The sequence below is a fragment of the Olivibacter sp. EAT-5 genome, from assembly GCF_044784325.1.
GTDB lineage: Bacteria > Bacteroidota > Bacteroidia > Sphingobacteriales > Sphingobacteriaceae > Olivibacter > Olivibacter oleidegradans.
Map to the genome: position 1 here is coordinate 1,367,259 of NZ_CP173028.1, position 21,110 is coordinate 1,388,368.

At 41.9% G+C, this 21,110-nt stretch carries 16 protein-coding genes; 6 read left to right on the forward strand and 10 right to left on the reverse strand.

What is annotated here, in order from left to right:
• Window positions 1-37 precede the first annotated feature (37 nt).
• The 5 genes from hemH to ACH11B_RS05600 form a co-directional block, all read right to left on the reverse strand.
• The gene (hemH, locus tag ACH11B_RS05580; RefSeq protein ID WP_013664369.1) at window positions 38-1,108 is read right to left on the reverse strand and encodes a ferrochelatase; all 1,071 of its coding nucleotides are present in this window, start codon (window positions 1,106-1,108) and stop codon (window positions 38-40) included.
• A gap of 235 nt (window positions 1,109-1,343) precedes the next feature.
• Window positions 1,344-2,192, reverse strand: coding sequence for a 4-hydroxy-3-methylbut-2-enyl diphosphate reductase (locus ACH11B_RS05585; protein ID WP_130854795.1), 849 nt, complete (start codon window positions 2,190-2,192; stop codon window positions 1,344-1,346).
• Between the two features lie 131 nt (window positions 2,193-2,323).
• Window positions 2,324-3,757, reverse strand: a complete 1,434-nt coding sequence (dacB, locus tag ACH11B_RS05590; RefSeq protein ID WP_130854794.1) for a D-alanyl-D-alanine carboxypeptidase/D-alanyl-D-alanine-endopeptidase — start codon at window positions 3,755-3,757, stop codon at window positions 2,324-2,326.
• Between the two features lie 22 nt (window positions 3,758-3,779).
• Entirely contained in the window at window positions 3,780-4,586 is an 807-nt protein-coding gene (locus ACH11B_RS05595) for an endonuclease/exonuclease/phosphatase family protein (protein ID WP_013664372.1), read from the reverse strand.
• An 87-nt stretch (window positions 4,587-4,673) separates the two neighbouring features.
• Window positions 4,674-5,663 (reverse strand): aspartate-semialdehyde dehydrogenase, encoded by a 990-nt coding sequence (locus ACH11B_RS05600; RefSeq protein WP_013664373.1) that lies wholly within the window; start codon window positions 5,661-5,663, stop codon window positions 4,674-4,676.
• A 247-nt stretch (window positions 5,664-5,910) separates the two neighbouring features.
• Between ACH11B_RS05600 and ACH11B_RS05605 the strand changes: the two genes are divergently transcribed.
• The 4 genes from ACH11B_RS05605 to ACH11B_RS05620 all read left to right on the forward strand — a co-directional run bounded on the left by ACH11B_RS05605 (window position 5,911) and on the right by ACH11B_RS05620 (window position 10,252).
• Complete coding sequence (locus tag ACH11B_RS05605; protein WP_377609947.1) at window positions 5,911-6,819, forward strand: lamin tail domain-containing protein; 909 nt, start codon at window positions 5,911-5,913, stop codon at window positions 6,817-6,819.
• Window positions 6,820-7,343: 524 nt separating this feature from the next.
• On the forward strand, window positions 7,344-8,297 hold the full coding sequence (locus ACH11B_RS05610) for an NAD-dependent epimerase/dehydratase family protein (RefSeq protein WP_377609948.1): 954 nt from the start codon (window positions 7,344-7,346) through the stop codon (window positions 8,295-8,297).
• Between the two features lie 10 nt (window positions 8,298-8,307).
• Entirely contained in the window at window positions 8,308-9,033 is a 726-nt protein-coding gene (locus ACH11B_RS05615; protein ID WP_013664377.1) for a YebC/PmpR family DNA-binding transcriptional regulator, read from the forward strand.
• A gap of 130 nt (window positions 9,034-9,163) precedes the next feature.
• The gene (locus ACH11B_RS05620; RefSeq protein WP_377609950.1) at window positions 9,164-10,252 is read left to right on the forward strand and encodes a hypothetical protein; all 1,089 of its coding nucleotides are present in this window, start codon (window positions 9,164-9,166) and stop codon (window positions 10,250-10,252) included.
• Between the two features lie 5 nt (window positions 10,253-10,257).
• On the opposite strand, the gene ACH11B_RS05625 is transcribed toward ACH11B_RS05620, so the two are convergent.
• Complete coding sequence (locus ACH11B_RS05625) at window positions 10,258-11,394, reverse strand: dipeptidase (RefSeq protein WP_377609952.1); 1,137 nt, start codon at window positions 11,392-11,394, stop codon at window positions 10,258-10,260.
• A 70-nt stretch (window positions 11,395-11,464) separates the two neighbouring features.
• On the opposite strand from ACH11B_RS05625, the gene ACH11B_RS05630 reads away from it, so the two are divergent.
• Window positions 11,465-14,377, forward strand: a complete 2,913-nt coding sequence (locus ACH11B_RS05630) for a DEAD/DEAH box helicase (RefSeq protein WP_377609954.1) — start codon at window positions 11,465-11,467, stop codon at window positions 14,375-14,377.
• A gap of 124 nt (window positions 14,378-14,501) precedes the next feature.
• On the opposite strand, the gene ACH11B_RS05635 is transcribed toward ACH11B_RS05630, so the two are convergent.
• The 4 genes from ACH11B_RS05635 to ACH11B_RS05650 form a co-directional block, all read right to left on the reverse strand.
• The gene (locus ACH11B_RS05635; RefSeq protein ID WP_377609956.1) at window positions 14,502-16,766 is read right to left on the reverse strand and encodes a family 20 glycosylhydrolase; all 2,265 of its coding nucleotides are present in this window, start codon (window positions 16,764-16,766) and stop codon (window positions 14,502-14,504) included.
• A gap of 136 nt (window positions 16,767-16,902) precedes the next feature.
• On the reverse strand, window positions 16,903-17,553 hold the full coding sequence (trmB, locus tag ACH11B_RS05640; RefSeq protein ID WP_377609958.1) for a tRNA (guanosine(46)-N7)-methyltransferase TrmB: 651 nt from the start codon (window positions 17,551-17,553) through the stop codon (window positions 16,903-16,905).
• A 75-nt stretch (window positions 17,554-17,628) separates the two neighbouring features.
• Window positions 17,629-19,092 carry a M20/M25/M40 family metallo-hydrolase gene (locus ACH11B_RS05645; RefSeq protein ID WP_377609961.1) on the reverse strand — a complete coding sequence of 488 codons (1,464 nt, stop codon included), beginning with the start codon at window positions 19,090-19,092 and terminating at the stop codon, window positions 17,629-17,631.
• 52 nt (window positions 19,093-19,144) lie between these two features.
• The gene (locus ACH11B_RS05650) at window positions 19,145-20,329 is read right to left on the reverse strand and encodes a class I SAM-dependent rRNA methyltransferase (RefSeq protein WP_377609963.1); all 1,185 of its coding nucleotides are present in this window, start codon (window positions 20,327-20,329) and stop codon (window positions 19,145-19,147) included.
• Window positions 20,330-20,530: 201 nt separating this feature from the next.
• Between ACH11B_RS05650 and ACH11B_RS05655 the strand changes: the two genes are divergently transcribed.
• Window positions 20,531-21,067, forward strand: coding sequence for an RNA polymerase sigma factor (locus ACH11B_RS05655; protein WP_377609966.1), 537 nt, complete (start codon window positions 20,531-20,533; stop codon window positions 21,065-21,067).
• Window positions 21,068-21,110 lie beyond the last annotated feature (43 nt).

The following is a 21,110-nucleotide window of genomic DNA, read 5'->3' on the forward strand; positions in this document are numbered from 1 at the left end:
ATCCTTTCCGGCCCTATCGGGCACACCCATTCAAATCCTACTTATTCACAACTGTTTCTCCAAGCTGCATATTGGGTATGTTTGCCTGCTCGCCGAGTACCATTTGTTTTAATGCCTCTATCCATTTTGGATGGGTATTTAAGCTTGGCACCAATTCGACATGTTCTCCACCTAGCTTCTTAAATTCTTGCCCGTATTCTACGGTTATTTCATATAATGTTTCTATACAGTCGGCAACAAATGCCGGACTGAAAACCAGCAGTCTTTTTGCACCTTCATGGGCTAGTTTCTCCAGCGCATCGCTCGTATAGGGCTGAACCCACGGCTCCTTTCCTAATCTTGATTGAAAACAGACAGTGTACTTTTCAGGAGCTATATGAAGCTTTTCCGCAATCAACCGTGCTGTTGCATGACATTGCGCAACATAGCAAAATTTATTCGTTGAGCTTATCTGCGCACAGCAATTGGGGGCATCACAACCGTGATTACCGGAATTGTCAACGTTCTTCAATTGCCTAATCGGTAAGCCATGAAAGCTAAATAGTACATGATCGAAAGTTTCAGGTTTCTTTAATCTGCCATTGTCGGCAAAAGCTTCGATCATCAACTCGTTATCATAGAACTGATTGACAAATGATATTTCCGGAAAGGTTGGCCACGTACTCATTAGGCGCATTACCTTTTCAATCACAGACCCAGTGGTAGCGGATGCATACTGTGGAAACAAGGGGATGACGCGAATACTGTCAACCATAGCTAAACGAAGCTTTTCCAATGCCTGTTCGATAGAAGGGTTTTGGTAACGCATCGCGAGTTCAATCTGGTACTCGTCGCTCAGTTCCTCGCGCAATAAAGCTACCTGTTCTTCACTGATGTAAAGCAGTGGGGAACCTTTTTCCTTATCCCAAATCTCATTGTATAACTTAGCAGTCTTTGGACTCCTGAAAGGAACAATAATTCCCCGTACCAAGAGATTGCGCTGGATTACACCGATATCAATCACCCGACCATCCATCAAAAACTCATCTAGATATCGCCGAACGTCAGGTACCTTAGGACTATCAGGCGTTCCCAGATTAATCAACAACACGCCTTTTTTTGCTTTCATCTGTAAATTTTAGTGTTTTAAATCCCTCCCTACACAATCAAGAGCAGTCAGCACAACATTTACTGGTAAAGTAAAAGTCTGTCCTTGCAGACAAGTTAGACCTTTACGCCAAAACCTGTGCCATATTTTGCATCATTACTCCATCCCAAAATTACAAATTTGTATTCGCTTTGGTTTTAATCAAAAATGAATGTGAGCTTTATATGATAATGGGATACATGGAAAGATCGGACGATTAAAAACGCTCCAACTGTTCTTTCACTTTTTGCATTAACCACATAGGTGTTGATGTAGCCCCACAAACGCCAATAGTCTCATTTGGGCCAAACATAGAAGCATCCAGTTCTGCAGGATCAGAGATAAATATACTTTTTGGATTATTTCTTAGACAAACATCATAAAGGACCTTGCCATTAGACGATTTTCTGCCCGACACAAAAACAATTCTATTAAATTGTTTTGCAAACTTAGCCAGATCTTCATAACGATTGGATACTTGTCTGCAAATCGTATCATTTGCTTTCACTTCGTATCCCCGCTTTAACAGCTCATCTTTAATTTGATAAAATTTATCGGTACTTTTTGTCGTTTGGCTATATAAGGTAAACTTACCAGGCAACTCAAGCGCGTCAAGTTCTTCCAGATCTTGAAAAACGATTGCTTCATTATTTGTCTGACCTTGCAGGCCAATCACTTCTGCGTGTCCATGTTTGCCGAAGATGAGAATGCGCTCTTTATCGTCGTAAGATGTCTTAATCCTGTTCTGCAATTTTAGCACCACAGGACAAGATGCATCAATCAAGGTTATATTATTCTCCAGAGCTATTTTATAGGTCTCAGGAGATTCTCCGTGCGCTCTGATTAAAACCTTTTCATTCCGGAGCTTAGGTAGATCTTCATGGGAAATGATGCGCAGCCCCTTGGCTTTTAGGCGGGCTACTTCCTCATCATTATGAACAATATCCCCCAAACAATAGAGATATCCCTCCTCTTCCAAGATTTCCTCTGCCATGTCAATGGCATAAACCACTCCAAAGCAAAAGCCGGAATCCTTATCAATTGAAACGCGCAGTTGATAACTCATGATGATGCAAAGATAGCATTTTTTGGCTATAAGTTGTTTGTTAGTTGTTAGTTGTTAGTTGTTAGTTGTTAGTAAAATTTACTTTTTACTTTTTACTTTTTACTTTTTACTTTTTACTTTTTACTTTCTAACTACTTCAATGCATTCAGTAATCTAAACATCTGCTGTCGCATATTATAAGCGGTACCTTCATAGTTGTTCACGAGCAAGCTAAACACAAGCTCGGTTCCATTAGATGCTTTTTGATATCCAGTGTACCCCAGTACACCGCCAATCGTACCGCTCTTCATCTTCATGCCATTATAAACAGGGATACTTTTATAATAGTCGCTAAACCAAGGTTCTCTTTTAATAGAGGTCAAAATTTTTGCCATGGCCATTGTTGTGACACGATTTTCGGGCGAGAGGCCACTACCATCAAATATTCTCATCGACCCTTTTTCCAATCCTAGTTTGTTAACCCAAAAGTCGCGCATTGTATCAGCCGCGTCGTCCGTGTCCAACACAGACCCTTTTTGTTGAGCGATCGTCTTTAGGAGTGCCTCACCATACAAATTGATACTTTTTTGATTGAACCAATAAACAAGATCTTTTAAGGTTGGAGATTGGTGGATAAACAATGTCCTACCTGCTGATGGCACTTCCTTTCCCGATAGCTTAAGCAATTTGCCACTAGTAGCAGGTTGTCGTACGCTTACACCTTGGCGTTCCAAATTCAACTGTAATCTTAGCGCTGCGTCGTAAGCGGCATCCGGAAGCGCGATCTGAATAGGCTTTTTTAAATCAATCCCGTAAGTACCCCGCAGATATATGAGCGACGAATAGGGTGCACTGTAGGGATAGACTTTATCTCCCGAACCGGGGCTACCCGTAGTAGATTCATTAACGATTTTTAAATACGATACATTAGGCACCGTCGACTGCAGGGTTGTGACAGCTCCTACCTGTCGGCCCGGGAGTATATGAACGTCCACTAAATTTTCTCGCCAATTTAACCCAGATATCCCCGCGCCATAATAACTTCCTAAATCCTGCCAAATCCATCGCGGACCAGCCTTTTGTCCTCCATATAACAAATCGTCACCGATAATACTACCGTTTATTTTCTTGATCCCTGCATTCACAATAGCATGAGTCCATTGTGTTAACAACAGGGATTCCTTTGTTTGCTCAAATCGGTCACTACCTAAAGAGGGGTCGCCACTTCCTTTAATAACTAGATCGCCGTTTAAGATACCATCTACAACCTGACCGGTATAGTACAATTCTGTTTGATACGTGTAATCTGCTCCCAACAGGTAAAACGCAGCAGCAGAAGTGATCGTCTTCAGGGTGGAGGCTGTAGCTAGCCCTGTATTTCCGTTCTTAGAAAAGATAACGGAACCGGTTTTAGCATCTAATACGGTAAGTGATGCCGTTCCATACTTCAGGTTCGGATTACTTTCAAACTGTTGATAAGCGATATTTATTTTCTGTTCCAGGGATTGGGCATACGATTGAGTTGTCAATGAAAAAACGATCAAAATCAACCAAAATCGTATGCTTATAGCATTACTTAACACCATCTTTGCTTTAGTTATTTTCCGCTCAATAAGTCAATTCAACCATTACGGGGAGGTGATCGGAGGCATAAGGCTCTTTAATCACCTCGTGCCGTACCGACTGAAAGCGCTTTTTCGGTCTGAACATAATAAAATCAATTTCCCGATCGGGATTTACCTCAGGAATTGTAAAAGCAGCACTACCGCTAGTTTTACTCCTTGAAAAGTAGGTATCAAAATGATTAATTACGTCGGATTCCGGTTTTGCATTAAAATCGCCCCCTAAAATAACGGGTTGAGAATAGGTGCTCAATTTCTTAACGATGGCCTCTGCTTGCAACAGCCGGTTCTGCTCCTTTAGGTCTAGATGTGTGCTGGCAAACACAAGCGGTTTACCGGGCTTCGGCTCTACTGCTACAATGGCGAGTACGCGAGGTTCGCCATTACTTCCTTCAGCCATTGGTAATATTAAGCTATCCTTTTGTTGTATAGGCCACTTAGATAGTATGGCAACACCATAAGCACCCCCTTCGTAGTCGATGGCCTTTACAAAATGATGATGCATCCCTGTCAAGCTTCCCAATGCTGCCGCTTCGTTCAGGTTTTTACCCGATCGCCGGTTATTTACATCCACCTCCTGTAAAGCAACTAAATCCGGCTTATTTTGATTAATAACCGCTGCTATGGCCTCTAAATCGATAAGTCCCGGCTTTGACGGTGGGTTAGCATGATGAATATTATAGGTAATAATACGCAATGTATCCTTTTCATTGGCGGTTACAATTTCGGCTCCAAATATAAATTGAAGCAAACAGGTAATTGTAAAAAGGGTTCTCAAGAAGGCCTTGTTCATTGTTTTGTTTATTATGCTGACGCACCAAAAATAAAAAAGGAAGATGGCTTTCAAGCATCTTCCTTTTATTTTTATTTTCTATTGGCATTAAGCCAAGCCTTGCTTCACTAAATATTCGGCAATTTGGACGGCGTTGGTAGCAGCTCCTTTACGCAAGTTATCCGCCACAATCCACAAATTAAGTGTCTTTTCCTGGCTCTCATCCCTACGGATACGTCCAACAAACACTTCATCTTTTCCATGAGCGTCTTTTGGCATTGGATACTTCAAATTAGCCGGATCATCCACGACGATAACACCGGTTTGCTTTGCAAGTAGATCTCTTACCTCATTTAAATCAAAGTCATTCTCAAATTCAATATTGACAGATTCAGAATGCCCTCCCATCACCGGGATGCGCACCGTAGTAGCGGTCACGCGGATATTATCATCCCCCATTATCTTATTCGTCTCCTTAATCATTTTCATCTCCTCTTTTGTGTAACCGTTATCTTGGAATACATCGATCTGAGGAATCACATTAAGGTCAATTTGATAAGGATAAGCCTTTTCTCCATCTTTGCCTGCTCGTTCATCGTTGAGCTGCTGTACCGCTTTCACCCCTGTTCCTGTTACCGATTGATAGGTTGAAACGACAACACGTTTTATTTTATATTTCTCATGAAGCGGTTTCAATACGACAACCATCTGAATGGTTGAGCAGTTTGGATTTGCTATAATTTTATCATCTGATGCGAGTACATGCGCGTTCACTTCCGGAACGACCAGTTTTTTTGTAGGGTCCATACGCCATGCAGATGAGTTATCAATTACAGTAATTCCTGCCGCAGCAAATTGAGGTGCATACGCCGTCGACGTTCCTCCGCCGGCAGAAAATAAAGCGATTTGCGGCTTCAAGTCTATTGCCTCGTCGGGTGTAACCACCTTATACTTCTTTCCCTTGAATTCAATTTCCTTACCCTTACTTTTTTCAGAGGCTACCGGAATCAATTCTGTTACTGGGAAATTGCGCTCTGCTAAAACTTTTAACATCTCCGAACCGACAAGCCCGGTAGCGCCAACGACTGCAATTTTCATTGTTTTGTTTTAAATTTTTGTTTTAATAGTAAATTTTAATGAATCATTATTTTTTAACCTTCAAACATACGAATTTTAAAGTTAAAAAGAGGAATGTTTTTAGCGATCAGCTTCTTCAAAGTTCATTTTTTCGAAAACACCTTGTTCAGTTCGTTCATTCTTCTTGTCAAGCGATTGAACGTTTGCCCTCCTCAACCAAGCTTTTTATCTTAGCTCATCTGAAATAAACCAAACCACAACCTGGATAATGAATAAGATCTGTCTTATATTAGCTTCATCCTTATTGTCTTTACTAACCGCGACACTACACGCTCAGGTAGAGCCACTTGATATATTGATCAATGAGATACTTCCCGATCCAAAAGCCAGTGGTGTGGAGTTTGTTGAAGTGTATAACCGGTCGGAAAAAACCATCGATTTAAAAAGCTTACAGATCGCTCGCGTTATTGACAAGGATAGTCTAATCAACGTCCGACCTCTTGCGACCAAAGAGACACCCTTTTACCCTAAACAATATATGGTACTAAGTAAAGATGGTAATATCGTTAAAGATCATTATTATACCGAAAACCCAACAGCTTTCATTGATATAGCGGCAATGCCTCAATTACCCAATACAGGCGGATCAATCGCAATTATAAGCGGTCAAACGATCATTGACCGACTCGACTATCATGAAGGCATGCACCATCCACTGGTAAAGAATCCGAAAGGAGTTTCTTTGGAAAGACAAAGTTTTGAGGAAGACACCAATAAACCGGGCAATTTCACTTCCGCAGCGGCTTCGGTGGGTTATGCTACACCGGGATACAGAAACTCACAGCAACGTACTGAGCAGCATGACGCTATCTGGCTTAGCTCAAAGACATTTTCACCTGACTATGACGGATTCGAAGATCTATTGCAAATCAATTATCGATTTCAGCAAAGCGGTAATATGGTGAATGTCTACCTATATAATGAACAGGGAATGCTGGTAAAAACCTTATACCGGAACCATTTACTTGGTACAAGTGGCACACTATTTTGGGATGGTGTTAGCGATACAGGTCAGCGACTTCCCGTGGGTATTTACCTCGTTTATGTAGAAGTTTACAACTCCGTTGATGGTATAAAAAAATATCGCATGAGTTGCGTATTGGCAACCAAATTTTAGGCAAACAATAGTTAACATATCAAAAGAACGTTTTTTTTGTCACTTTCTTCCGCAGAAAGTAACCAAAGACTCATCGCTTGGAACTTTGCTACGATGGTGGTGCTTCAACCTGCAAGCCGCAAACTTCCTAGGCGATATTTCAGCTGAACGAAGAGCTTTTGCGGGCAGCCACTGGGCCCCGAGTGTCGGATAAACGGCCTTGAAGGATACCGACGCAACGAGCAGCAAAGCATTTGCTCCTCTGCTCATATGGCAGTATCCAAGCGGATTGAGGAAGTGAAACGGCTCCAATACGCGCCAGTGATGCTTTGCCATCAGGTGCAAAGTAGCCTACACCGCCTTGATTTATTCACTCTTGTTTATTTTTAAAGGTGTTCATGAACTCATCACTACGTTCTTCGGTTTGCTCAACTCGTATGTTTGAAAAGTTGAATAAAAAAACCGGTCTTTTTTAAAAAGCGATTTCCCTGCACACCTCACTACTCAGTTGCATATGAAAGGCAATTTATCTAAGTTTGTGGGCGATGGAAGAAAGCATTATCATTATCGGGTCTAACGGGCAAATCGGAACGGAATTAGCAACTGCTTTGCGATTAAAATATGGAGAAAAAAGTGTAGTAACATCAGATATAAGGCAACCTAATACCCCATCGCAGGGTCCTTTTGAAATTGTGAATGTTCTTGACAAAGAACTACTACAATCTCTATTCGAAAAGTACAAACCAACACAAGTTTATCTTTTGGCTGCTGTGTTGTCTGCTGTTGGTGAACAAAATCCCAAATTGGCCTGGGATTTAAATATGACCGGTCTACTGAATGTATTGGATCTCTCCGTAACATACCGCGTTGACAAAGTGTTCTGGCCAAGTTCCATCGCTGTTTTTGGACCCCATTCACCTAAAGAGGAAACTCCTCAATATTGCATCATGGATCCAAGTACGGTATATGGCCTCAGCAAACAGGCCGGTGAACGTTGGTGCGAGTATTATTTCAATAAATATGGCCTAGACGTTCGTAGCATCCGATATCCAGGTTTAATAAGCTGGAAGGCTGCTCCAGGCGGAGGCACTACGGATTATGCTATTCACATTTTTCATGAAGCTTTGAGTAAAGGAACCTATGAGTGCTTCCTCTCTGCCGAAACTCGCTTACCAATGCTTTATATGGAGGATGCAATCCAAGGTACACTTCAATTAATGGATGCACCTGCTGAAAATTTAACAATCCGAAGTAGTTATAATTTGACAGGCCTGAGTTTCACGCCGGTGGAATTAGCTGAAGCAATTAAAGTACATGTTCCCGAATTTTCCATTTCCTACTCGAATAATGATCCACGCCAGGCAATTGCAGATGGCTGGCCTTCTTCCATCAATGATGAATATGCTCGAAAAGATTGGGGCTGGAACCCACAATTTAATCTCAAGGCAATGACAGAGGAGATGATAAAAAACCTAAAACAAAATTTAGAAACCACTTAATATACATTATATGGGAAGAGCATTTGAGTTTAGAAAAGAAAGAAAATTTAAACGCTGGGCCAAGATGGCGGTCCAATTTACACGCCTTGGAAAGGAAATCGCCATCGCTGTTAAAGAGAGCGGACCTCATCCGGAGTCCAACTCACGTCTTCGCACGGCTATACAGAACGCGAAGGCGGTCAACATGCCGAAAGATCGGATAGAAGCTGCGATCAAACGTGCATCTGAGAAAGACGCCAAAGGTTACGAAGAGCATGTTTATGAGGGCTATGGCCCACATGGAGTACCCATTTTAATCGAAACAGCCACTGACAATACCAATAGAACAGTGGCTAATATCAGAAGCTATTTCACTAAAGCAGGCGGTTCTTTAGGTAAAACGGGCTCACTTGACTTTATCTTTCAACGCAAGTCAATCTTTCGTTTTGCGGCGACAGAAGACCTGAATTTAGAAGAACTGGAATTGGAGTTAATCGATGGCGGCCTGGAGGAACTCTACGTCGAAGCAGACGAAGAAGGAAACGACATTGTGGTAGTACAAACGTCTTTCGAGGACTTCGGCAATATGCAAAAACTATTAGAAGAAAAGGGCATTGACGTAAAAAGTGCTAAATTAGAGCGCATTAACCTCTCTACAACTGAAGTTTCGGAAGAGGCTTCTGCAGAAGTGATGAAACTCATCGATAAGATTGAGGAAGACGACGACGTACAAGCGGTGTATCATAATATGGTTTAATTAGTAGTATCAAGATAAAAGACACCTGCCGGCAGGCAGGTAAGTATCAGGATGTAAGACGTAAGTAGCCAGAATGATACTTGGGTACTTGATACCCGATACTTGATATCTGATACTTAATACTAAAAGAATGACTTTCGAAGATTTCTTTATAAAAAAAAGGATAGACCTTCGCCAATTAGAGAAGGTGGAACCTCAATTGTATAGAGAGTTCAAAAGTCATTTTGAGCTAATGGGCGAAAAGAGCTTCGACCATACAAAGAAATTCTGGTTTAACCGCTTACGGAAAAGCTATCATCTCAAAGAAGAGGTTGGCCTATCTCAGGCGCCCATTAGCACTTCCTCTTTGGACGAAAACAAGGCCATTGCTGCAGCAGAATCCCCGCAAGCCGCGAAACCGACCGGCTTTAAACCGCGGTTTAAAGCAACTCCACCTACCGGAGAAGCAAAACCCGCTCCGAACCCCGAAACGGATACGGATAGTGCAAGCAAAGCGCCCACCGGTTTCAAGCCTAGATTTAAACCGGGACAGACCACGCGTTCCAAAGAAGACCATGCAGAAGATCAACCTGTAAAGGGTGAGGATACCCCTCCAACTGTAGCGCCAGCTACCGACCATGTCAATAAGCCGTCCGGTTTTAAACCCCGTTTTAAAGCTGGCGTAACAAATAAGGAAACGGCAACACCAAAAGAAGAACCGGCGCTGCCTAAGCAACTTGAAACAACAGGCAAAACAGAGGAACCTTCTGAAACACAGAAGACCGGTGAACCAAAAGACCTATCCAAACCCATGGGCTTCAAACCCAGGTTCAAAGCTGGCCTTACCGATAAAACAGCAGTCGAACACCTGCGGAAAGAACCTGACCACCCCTCAAACCAAGCAAGTAAGGTGGAGGGCGAGTCAAAAGATGCGAAAGATGTGTCCGACAAATCGGCTGCTAATGAACCGCCTACTATTTCGAAGCCTACGGGATTTAAGCCTAGATTCAAAGCCGGTATTACAAATAAAACGTCTACGGAAAAACCGCAACAAACATCCAATCCCCGTGCTGAGGAGGATAAAAAAAATATGGCTCCGGAAGCAAAAGCGGAGGTTCCTCATACAAATCCGAATACAGACACCGAGCACAACGCCGCGAGCACTGAAGCTAAACCTTTAGGCTTTAAGCCTCGGTTTAAACCGGGACTCAAAAAGGGCGATACAGGAAACGACAAATAATATCGTCACTCTTGTGCACGAAGTACACGCAGCACGTTGCCGCCCCATATTTTTTTAATCATTTCATCGGTGTAACCACATGCAATAAGTGCTTCGGTTAGATGAGGGTATTCACCTACATCGGCCAATCCTGCCGGGGTAGCGTCCATGCCATCAAAGTCTGCACCGATACCCACGTGGTCAATACCAGCTACTTGTACCAAATAATTGATATGATCCACAACGAGCGATAGCGGTGGTGCCAGTTGTTGCCTTACTTGAACAGGAAGCAGACGATATTTTTTATCTATACTTACCGGCAGGCTATCCGTCGAACTGATATGCTTTGCATATAGCAGACTTACATTCCGGCGAAAAGTTGGATCTAAAAAATATGCATAAAAATTCACGCCGATAACCCCGCCATTTTTTGCAATAGCTTTGATCTGTTGATCCGTCAGGTTTCGGTAATGTGGGTTAATGGAATAAACATCGCTATGTGATACAAAAACCGGCTTATCCGTAATCTTCAATACATCATAAAAAGTCTGTTCTCCTACATGCGACAAGTCAATTACCATGCCTAATTCGTTCATTCGCCTAACCACCTGCCTTCCAAAGTCTGTCAGCCCCCGACGCTTTCCTTTCCGCTCATCAGCTGCCGAAGAGGCCCACGCAGTACTATTGTTCCATGTTAAGGTTAAATAGCGTACGCCCCTACGGTATAAGCTATCTAAATTGCTAAGCTGATTTTCAATCATATGTCCCCCTTCTACCCCGAGCATCGCTACTATTTTACCTTGTTGCACCCCTTTATAAATATCACCTACACTTTTAGCAAGGATTATTTGGTCTGTGTTCCGTTCTATCAGTTCATTCAAAGCATCTATTTGCCTATTTGCATACTGAAAGGGCTTTAATTTTTTCCCGTCGCACCATACCGAGAAGAATTGTACATCAACACCCCCTTTCTTCAACCTTGGAAAGTCCGTATGGCCTTTGGTCAATCGCTTTGTTATATCTTTTCCCGTGATAATTGATTCCGAAAGAACATCATTATGCAAATCAATCACGATTGCGTTTTTATGAAGGTCATCTGCTTGCTGCCTGGCGGACAAGGAGGCAGCTAACAGTAAATAGAAAAAAAACAGAAAAAATTTCATGAGCAATAGGGCAATATTTCGCAATATATTATTAAAAACCTTATATTTAAAGCTTTTTTAACGACAGATAATGCTAAGAATAGATACGCAAAAACCATATAGTTTAGTTTATTCGTTATGTCAACATGAATTTTTGGGTTATTTAATTGAGCCGCACATTGTACAATTAAATCCAAATGGTGAATTTTCACTTACCTATCAGCGAATTTTTAGCAATACCGCTCGCGAGTATGCACCCGCACTCGAAGACAACGACTTAAAAATCATTAAACTGCTGGACGAGCTAGAGCAATCGGAACTCATCAAAAAGATGCATAAAAAAGCGATTCGCCCACGCGAATTCTTCAGCAAAATCTTCGACAAAAAATTATTTGATTATATCCGTCCAAAAATAGATAAAAAACTGGCAGCCATCTTACAGCTTATCCGCGATAAACCACTTTACCTCATGAGCAAAGAGGGATGGCCCGTAGAAGAAAAACTGACGATTGCTCCCGAGCCTGCTTCCGTACTGTTTCATTTTCGCAGAAATGCGGAAGAAACACGTTATTTCCCGACCATAAAGTATCAGGGACTGCGCATTGATTTTATGTACAAAAATGCGCAGATCATCAGCAATGAACCTGCTTGGCTATTATTAGAAGGAACGCTATATTCTTTTGAACAAGATTTAGACGGAAAAAAAATATCGCCTTTCCTAAATAAGCGTTATATCAGCATCCCCAGAAATACCGAGTATAATTACTTCGATCGATTTGTACGGTCGTTGATCACTAAGCACCACGTCTACGCGGAAGGCTTTGATATCAAAACCTATCAACATGAGGCATCTCCCTTGCTTAAAATTGTTAATACCGCCAATGGCGACGCCTTTGCGCAATTGCAATTTAAATATGGCCCGTATACCTTTGATGCCGGTAGCGAACATAAGGTTACCGTTCGAATGGATTACAAAGAATCAGAAGATCTTTACACCTTCCATCGGGTAAAACGTTCCTTAAAATGGGAGGAAGACCATTTACAAGAACTTTTGAACTTAGGGTTATCAAAACCGGATCCGCTTTTCAACAACCTGAATATAAAAAAACATCCGGAACATATCGACGGCGCCACTAACACCCACTTATTGATCAACTGGATTAACGTAAACCACGACTTTTTGATTAATAAGGGTTATCAAATCGAGCAAAAAACAGAAAACCACCGGAAATATTTACTTGGTAATACCAAGATTGATCTGGAAGTAAAAGAAGAAAATGACTGGTTCGATGTTCATGCCATTGTTCGCTTTGGTCCATATGAAATTCCTTTTATTCAGTTGCGAGACCATATCCTGCATCAAAAGAGGGAGTTTATTTTACCTTCCGGAGAAATAGCGATTATTCCGGAAGCTTGGTTTGCTCAATTTAATAACCTGTTTTATTATTCCGCAAACAAAGGAAGCATTCAGCTTCAAAAACATCATATTGGCTTAATCAACGATCTAAGTGAAAGTAATATCCAAGGGCTTAGTATGGAGCGCAAGTTGCAGCGTCTTCAGGAATTTGAACAAATCGACGATATTGCACAGCCACTCCATTTTAAAGGTTCATTGAGAAGTTATCAAAAAGCGGGATATAACTGGTTTCATTTTTTGAAAAACTATCATTTTGGGGGTTGCTTAGCCGATGATATGGGTTTAGGAAAAACGGTGCAAACCCTGGCATTGCTGCAAAAAGAGCGAGAAGAGTTACAAGAGAAAGGCATCCAAGGCACCTCGCTGATCATCATGCCGACCTCACTCATTTACAATTGGCAGAGTGAAGCCGAGAAATTTGCACCTGCATTAAATATATTAATTCATACAGGTACCAATAGGCCGAAAGTAAACGACCATTTTGGAAAATTTGATGTCGTTATTACTACCTATGGCATCGCTCGCGTCGATGAAGAATTATTACAGGGATTTTATTTTCATTATATTATTTTGGATGAAAGCCAGAACATCAAAAATCCAAGTTCCAAGTCCTTTAAAGCAGTAAAAGAACTCAGAAGCAAATATCGATTAACGCTCAGTGGTACACCGGTTGAGAATTCGGTGGGCGATCTCTGGTCGCAAATGTCTTTTTTAAACCCAGGATTATTAGGCAGTCATGCTCATTTCCAGTCCGACTTTGTAATTCCGATTGAGAAGAAAAAGGATGAAGAAAAGGCGCGCAAGCTCCAAGCGATTATCAAGCCCTTTGTGTTAAGGAGAACAAAAGATCAGGTAGCGCAAGAGCTTCCTCCCAAGTCTGAGCAGATCTTTTATTGCAAAATGAGCGATGAACAGGCCGAGTATTACGAAAAGATTAAATCGGAGTATCGCAACGTTCTGCTAGAGCAATCGCTCGACGAATTAATGGTTAAATCACAGATTCAAGTACTGCAGGGCTTAACAAAACTTCGCCAACTGGCAAATCATCCGCGCATGGTGGACGAGGATTATGAGGGGGAATCGGGCAAATTCGAGAACGTGGTGCACACGCTGGACAGCGTCTTATCAAGGGGACATAAAGTGCTTATATTTTCACAGTTTGTAAAACAACTGGAAATTTTCCGCCGGCATTTTGATAAGAAAAAAATCAGGTATGCTTACTTAGACGGCTCAACAAGAAACCGAGAAGATGTGGTTAATGACTTTAGAAATAACGAGGAAGTTAAGCTTTTCCTAATTTCCATTAAAGCGGGAGGTGTTGGATTAAATCTTATAGAAGCAGATTATGTATTTATTCTTGACCCTTGGTGGAATCCGGCTGTAGAACAACAAGCTATCGACCGGTCGCATCGTATAGGACAAACGAAAAACGTGTTCATTTATAAGTTTATCACAAAAGATAGTGTAGAAGAAAAAATTCTGGCTTTACAAGATCGCAAAAAGACGATAGCCAATCAACTAATAACAACCGAAGAGAGCTTTGTAAAATCGCTAACTGCAGATGATATTAAAGAGTTATTAAGTTAGTTGCATTCCCCCCTATCGCAGACAGATACAACCACAACCAAGCGGGGTTTATAGCTTATGCCTCTAGACCTTTTACCTTACGCCATTGCACCAATGGTGCCATATAAGACCTTTCAGTCCTAGCTCAATAAACCACAATTTCATCTGTAAACAGAAATCCTTTCATATTATTTTGGCCTACAATACGAATGTAACGCGCAAGTCGACCCTCCAGATCGAAACTGAACGTCTTAAATCGTAAAGACGGATCGGTCGTCGGCACATCGTTATCGATTTTTTCCATTTCACGGAAATGCTTACCATCATCAGAGGCTAATATTTTCACACTGCCCGGTATATAAACCCCTGGCCCTGCAAGCTGCATGAACCGCAACTTTATCTCATGTAGTTCTTCGCGTCGTTCAAAATCAAGTGTCACATCAAAATCACCTAAAAATCCCTGCCATTCACCGTCACCGTAGCTTAGACCACCGTATTGCCCATTTAATAAACTACTATCCAGCTTTGCCGGATACTTGTCATTCCATTGATTATTGTAAACGATTTTTTTACCAATTCCCTTATGGATATCAACTGTAAAATCCTCCACCTTACCAAAACGGACAGAATCTTTAAAAACAGCTGCCTTAATAGTCGTTGTGTTTACGAGCGACAAGGAGTCAATGTATAACGTAGAAGCCGTTGTTGGTTCGCTTCCGTCTGTCGTATATCTTATTTCAGGACTATATTGCTCAGAAGAAATTGTTACCGTTGCCTTTTTCTTATTGATGTCATATTTACTCGCAATGGAAACATCATAAGAAGGTCGATAGTAGTTGACATGCAAGCGTTGCAAAAGCAAATAATGTTTTTGCAAACGCTTTTTAAAGTCTTGCCAAACCCGTTTATCAGCAGGTGTCCATCCAACTTCTGCCAACGCTATAGCTCTTGGAAAAACCATATATTCAACTTGCTCCTGCGTTGGCATGTATTCTGTCCAGACATTTGCCTGTACCCCTAAAATATGTTTTTGTTGATCGGCCGCAATTTCAGCCGGAATGGGATGATAAGAATACACCTTCTCTAAAGGTAAGAAACCACCCATGGCCTCCGGCTGACCAATTGGATTACTTTGGTAAGAGTCGAAATATAGATAAGCGCCAGGCGTCATAATCACATCGTGCCCCGCGTTTGCCGCCTCAATCCCACCTTGCTCTCCCCGCCAGCTCATGACAGTCGCTTCCGGGGGTAAGCCCCCCTCCAATATTTCGTCCCATCCAATGAGTTTTCTCCCCTTGTCTTTCAAATACGCTTCAACCCGCTTGATCGCATAACTCTGCAGGCCTTCTTCATTTTGAAGATTATCGCTCTTTATCCGTTCTTGGCATTTGGGACAGTTTTTCCAAGCTTTCTTGTCTACTTCATCTCCCCCAATATGGATATACGTAGAAGGAAATATATCCATCACTTCATCTAACACATTAGTAATAAAAGAAAAGGTCTCCTCATTGCCGATACAAAACTCCGCATTTCTATAAGCCTCACCTGAGCAGGAGAGCTGCGGAAAAGTTGCCAAAACCTCTTCACTATGCCCGGGCATCTCAATTTCGGGAATTACGGTAATGCCCTTTTCAGCTGCATAGGCTACAAAATCACGCGCTTCCTCTTGCGTGTAGTACCCACCGGAAGCATTAGGATCTCCCACTTCCAAGTATCTTCGTCCTGAATTCCACCAATCCTTCCAACGAGGATAATTTCTCCACGCCGCCTTTTGCGTCAGTTGAGGATATTTTTTTATTTCCAGACGCCATCCCGCCCCATCTGTTAAATGCCAATGAAAGGTGTTTAACTTATATAGGGCCATCAGATCAATCATTCGCTTCAAAAAAGAAATCGGGTAAAAATGTCGAGACACGTCAAGCATTAATCCCCGATAAGCAAAAGCAGGTTCGTCTTGTATGGAAACAGCCGGTAGCAAGCGTTCGTTTGATTGCGTATAAGCAATTTGGGTGAGTGTCGCTAAAGCGTGTATTACCCCTTGACGATCATGGGCTATGATCGTTATCTTTCCTGTGTCTACCTCCAATTGATAAGCGCGTTGGGGCAGGCGATCCTCGGCTTCGGCTTTAAGCAAAAAAATACCGCTTTCGGGCATCTTTTTCCTGGATTTCAGCTTATGAGGCGTTTCAAAATGGATATAGGGATGGGTTCGGAGCAATTCAACTTCTTCTGTAAAATCTTGACTTACGTAGACCTCCGCTAATTCCGGGTATTGAAAGTATCCGGGCTTTTCTTGTAAAAATGTTGGTGCTGGTATAATAGAAAGGCTATCTTGAGCAAAGAGTATCGTTGGGCAAAGGCAAAGAAAAACCCATAGAGATAGCCCGGTAGAGAACTTCTTCTTTTCCATTTGTTTCTTATAAGATCTGACTTTGCAAACATAGGCAAATTAACGCTTATATACAATGTACCATAGTGTGATGTGTACATATTGAGACGGCAACGTTTTAACTAATAAAAGATGCTTGATGGCAATACTATGAGCGCTAATTAAAAGAAAATTTCAAGTAATTGATGTTCTTATTGTGAGCTAGGTATTTTTTCTCGTAATAAGTTTTGATCGTAAGCGTCTCGTTTACAAACTCGGAATGATATAAATCTTCTGTTTTACAGTGCACTTTTAATCCCAGCTCTTCTATTTTGGAGAATGTGTAGGCATGCAAACCATCGTTATCCGTTTTAAGATTGACATAGCCGCCTTCTTTTAATACCCAATGATAGCGTTCTAAGAACTTATCGGATGTCAACCGCTTTTTTTCACGACTAATTTGAGGTTGTGGATCCGGAAACGTTATCCAGATTTCGTCTACCTCCCCTTTTTCAAAAAAATCCAGAAGCGTCTCAATTTGTATTCTTAAAAAGGCCACATTTGAAATGTTATCTTCCAATGCCGTTTTTGCCCCCCGCCATATGCGATTTCCCTTGTAGTCTACTCCAATAAAGTTCTTTTCTGGAAAAAGCCTTGCCAGGTTTACAGCATACTCCCCTTTGCCACAGGCAAGCTCCAAGACAATTGGGTTATTATTACCAAAATGTTTCTCAGCCCATTGCCCCTTCATCACCTTTCCTTCCTCTAACTGTAGGACATTATCAAACGTAGCGATCTCAGCAAACTTTCTTAATTTATCTTTTCCCATTGCGGCTGCAAACTTAGATAAAAAGTTTTATACGAAAAATAGTTGTGAGTTGCCGGTTGTGAGATGTACTTAAAACTATTCAAGCCATCGCCAATCCCCGGAAATACGCAAAGGTTCTTCCAGTTTGTTCTCGATCATGAGTGCCTTTACTTCCTCATCGGAAAGGCGCTTAGTATCAATCGCCGGTGCCTCCGCGATACCATAAGCCAGCATCGCACCGAAACGAACTGTATTAATAAGCCCCGGTTTATCCACTAAGTTTATATGATCGCAATCCGCATGATAACAGTTTAATACATCCTTGCTAAGATACGTATCACCACCGCCGCCGGTAGGCACCCCTTGCAGCATAAACGGCTGATGATCACTATGCAAACCTGCTCTACCCTCAAAATTATTTTTGAATGTTGTATCAATGGCTTGCACTTGCTTTCCGATGGCCTCAAACAACGTTCTGCTACTTTCCAAACTGGATTGAAAACTCTTTGGGTTATTGGTCATGTCATAATTCAACATATAGCGAATGTGTTCGATACTTTTATCCCGTATCGCTTGCTCCACATAAGCTTTAGATCCAAGTAAGCCTTCCTCCTCACCCATGAAAAGCACAAATTCGATGGTTCGTCTTGGTTTTACGTTTAGTTTCTTCAAGGTACGGGCCATATCGATTACTGCAAACGCACCTATTCCATTATCAATGGCCCCCGTAGCCAGGTCCCAGCTATCCAAATGTCCGCCAACCACAACCTTTTCTTCGGGGAATTCCACGCCTTTAATACGCGCAATAACGTTACGTGCCGTGACGGGGCCCGCATAATTAGTCATTACGATGGAAGCATTAACTCGCCCTTTGTTTTTCAACGAATCCTTTAGTGCCAAGCCCTCTTCCAAGCCTATACAAACAGCCGGAATAGGAATGAGCTTTCCAGTCACCGAGGCGGTTCCCGTAAGTAATACGCCTCCCGGAACTGTGTTATAAAGGATGATACCTTTTGCCCCGTATTTTATGGCAAGGGCTGTTTTCTCTGATCGATGTAAGTTTTTCGCAAGTGGGTTGGCGTCTGGCAAAACGCCCAAATAAGCTAGTACAATCTTCCCTTTTGCTTTATCCGGGTCAACTAGATAATCTCCCTCGAGGCCACTGCCCATATCAATGATTTCTGCATGCAAGCTCGCGTTCGTAGGAGCATGCGCAAGGGATACCGCTTTGATTTCTCTTTCCCCGACATTACCGGTTACTTTTAAAGAAAGCGCACCCCTGCTCCAGCCTTCTGCTTTAAACGTTTGAAAGGATACCTCGTCGAAACCGTAAGACTTGAAGAGATCATATGCAAATTGCTCAGCCTTGGCACCGTTCTCCGAACCGGTTAGGCGATGCCCTATACGAAGGGTAGATGTTTCCAGATTATGATAAGCCTCCGAGTGCTGAAATACTTCTTCATTGATCATTTGAAAAATCGGCTTCAAACTCTCATTAGATTGACAAAAGCCTTCAAAAACAAAAAAGAAAAGAACAAAAGATAGTAAATAGATACGCATGTGTCAAAAAATAATCAATAATACCAGTAAATTCACTCCATAAGTACATCCATTAAAGCACGCGGCAAAGCAGTCCCTTTAGATATTCGCCCTCCGGAAAGGACGCTCTGATAGGATGATCTTCCGGTTGGTTGAACTGATCAATAAACTGAATCTCTTTGCCGGCGTCCAAGGCAGCCCAAGCCAGTACCTGCTTAAAGGTGTCAATGTCCATCGCTCCCGAGCAGGAAAAGGTTGCCAGCAAACCACCACTGGATAATAACAGTAAGCCCAACCTATTCAATTCTTTATAAGCACGGGAAGCCTTTTCTAAACTGCTCCTGGAAGGGGCATACTTGGGCGGGTCTAAAATCACCAGATCAAACTTTTCGCCCTGCTCTTTAAATGCCTTTAGCTGCTTGTTTACATCACTTTGAATGGCCGTATGCTTCGACTTGTCGAACGCATTCTCGCTAATATTTTGGATCAAGGTCTCGATAGCCAAAGCCGAGCTGTCCACACTAAACACTTGGGACGCACCCATTTTTAAGGCGTTTAAGCTAAATCCGCCTGAATAGCAAAAACAGTCCAATACCTTTTTGTCAGGAGCATGTTGGGCTACAATTAACCGGTTGGTCCGTTGATCACAATAAAAGCCAGACTTTTGGCCTTCTGCAATGTTCACTTTATAATGTATTCCATTTTCAATAATGTCAACAAAGACAGGCGGGTGTTGGCCGAAAAGAACACCCCCTTGTGCCTCCAAACCGTCATGTGCCCTTGCCGCTCCATCTTCGCGTTGGTAAATTCCTTTTGGATTAAGCAGCTTCTGCAATTCATCCACGACGATCGATTTAACGCGTTCGATACCGCTAGTTAATATTTGTAAAGATATGAAATCGCCAAAACGATCTGCTATCAATCCAGGTAGAAAATCAGCCTCGCTAAAAATCAACCGGGCTGTATTTGTCTGTTCATTAAAGATACCATTTCTCGCCTTTACAGCCTTTTGGATTCGCTCTCTCCACCAATTTTCATTTACTTCTTTTGCAGGATCCCATTCCAAAAGACGTATTGCCACGCGCGACTCACCGTTGTAATAACCATAGGCAATAAATTCACGATCATCGTTATAAACGCTTACCAGATCACCATTTGCAGGCTTTCCAACTATCCTCGCGATGGCACCGGAGAAGATCCACGGATGTAATTGCCAAGCTGCTTTATCCTTACCCTTTTTTAATATGATTTCTGTCATTTACTCGCTTACACTATATTTTCCGTGATTTAAGAAATTAAGCCAAACATAGATAAAAAGGATGGTATTCTCGAAAATTGATGCGATAAAAAGCGGTAGGCGGTCAACTACTTCCCTACTTAACTCACTAAAAAAAATAAACAACGTGCAACATCTATAAACCTATTGCGTCTATTAGGCAAAGAACAATAAACAATTACATTGGAAGTCAGCTATAGCGACCCGCATGAAGATTTGATTGCCGACTGTAAGAAAGGTAATCGGCAAGCTCAGTTTAAGTTGTACAAGCTTTATTCAAAAGCTATGTATAATACGGCTTTGCGTATTGTAATCGATGCGGACGAAGCGGCCGACGTACTACAGGATGCATTTATTGACGCTTTCAAGCGATTGGACAGCTTTAGACAAGAAAGCACGTTCGGCTTATGGATGAAACAGATTGTTGTTAATAAATCGCTCTCCGCACTAAGAAAGAGAACCGTTGTTTTCGAATCCATCAGTGATATAGACGATGTAGCGGACGAAGAAATAGAAGAGAACAACTACAGCTTTCAAGTAGAACAAGTAAAAGAAGCAATCAATCAACTGGCAGATGGCTATCGCGTGGTATTAAGCCTTTATTTACTGGAAGGTTACGACCACGAGGAGATAGCACATATACTTAAAATAAGCGAGAACACATCTCGTACGCAATTTTTAAGAGCAAAAAGAAAACTATTGGAGATACTCAAGAATTAAAATAATATAGTATCATCAAAAATGTGGGTTTGGAAAATTAATA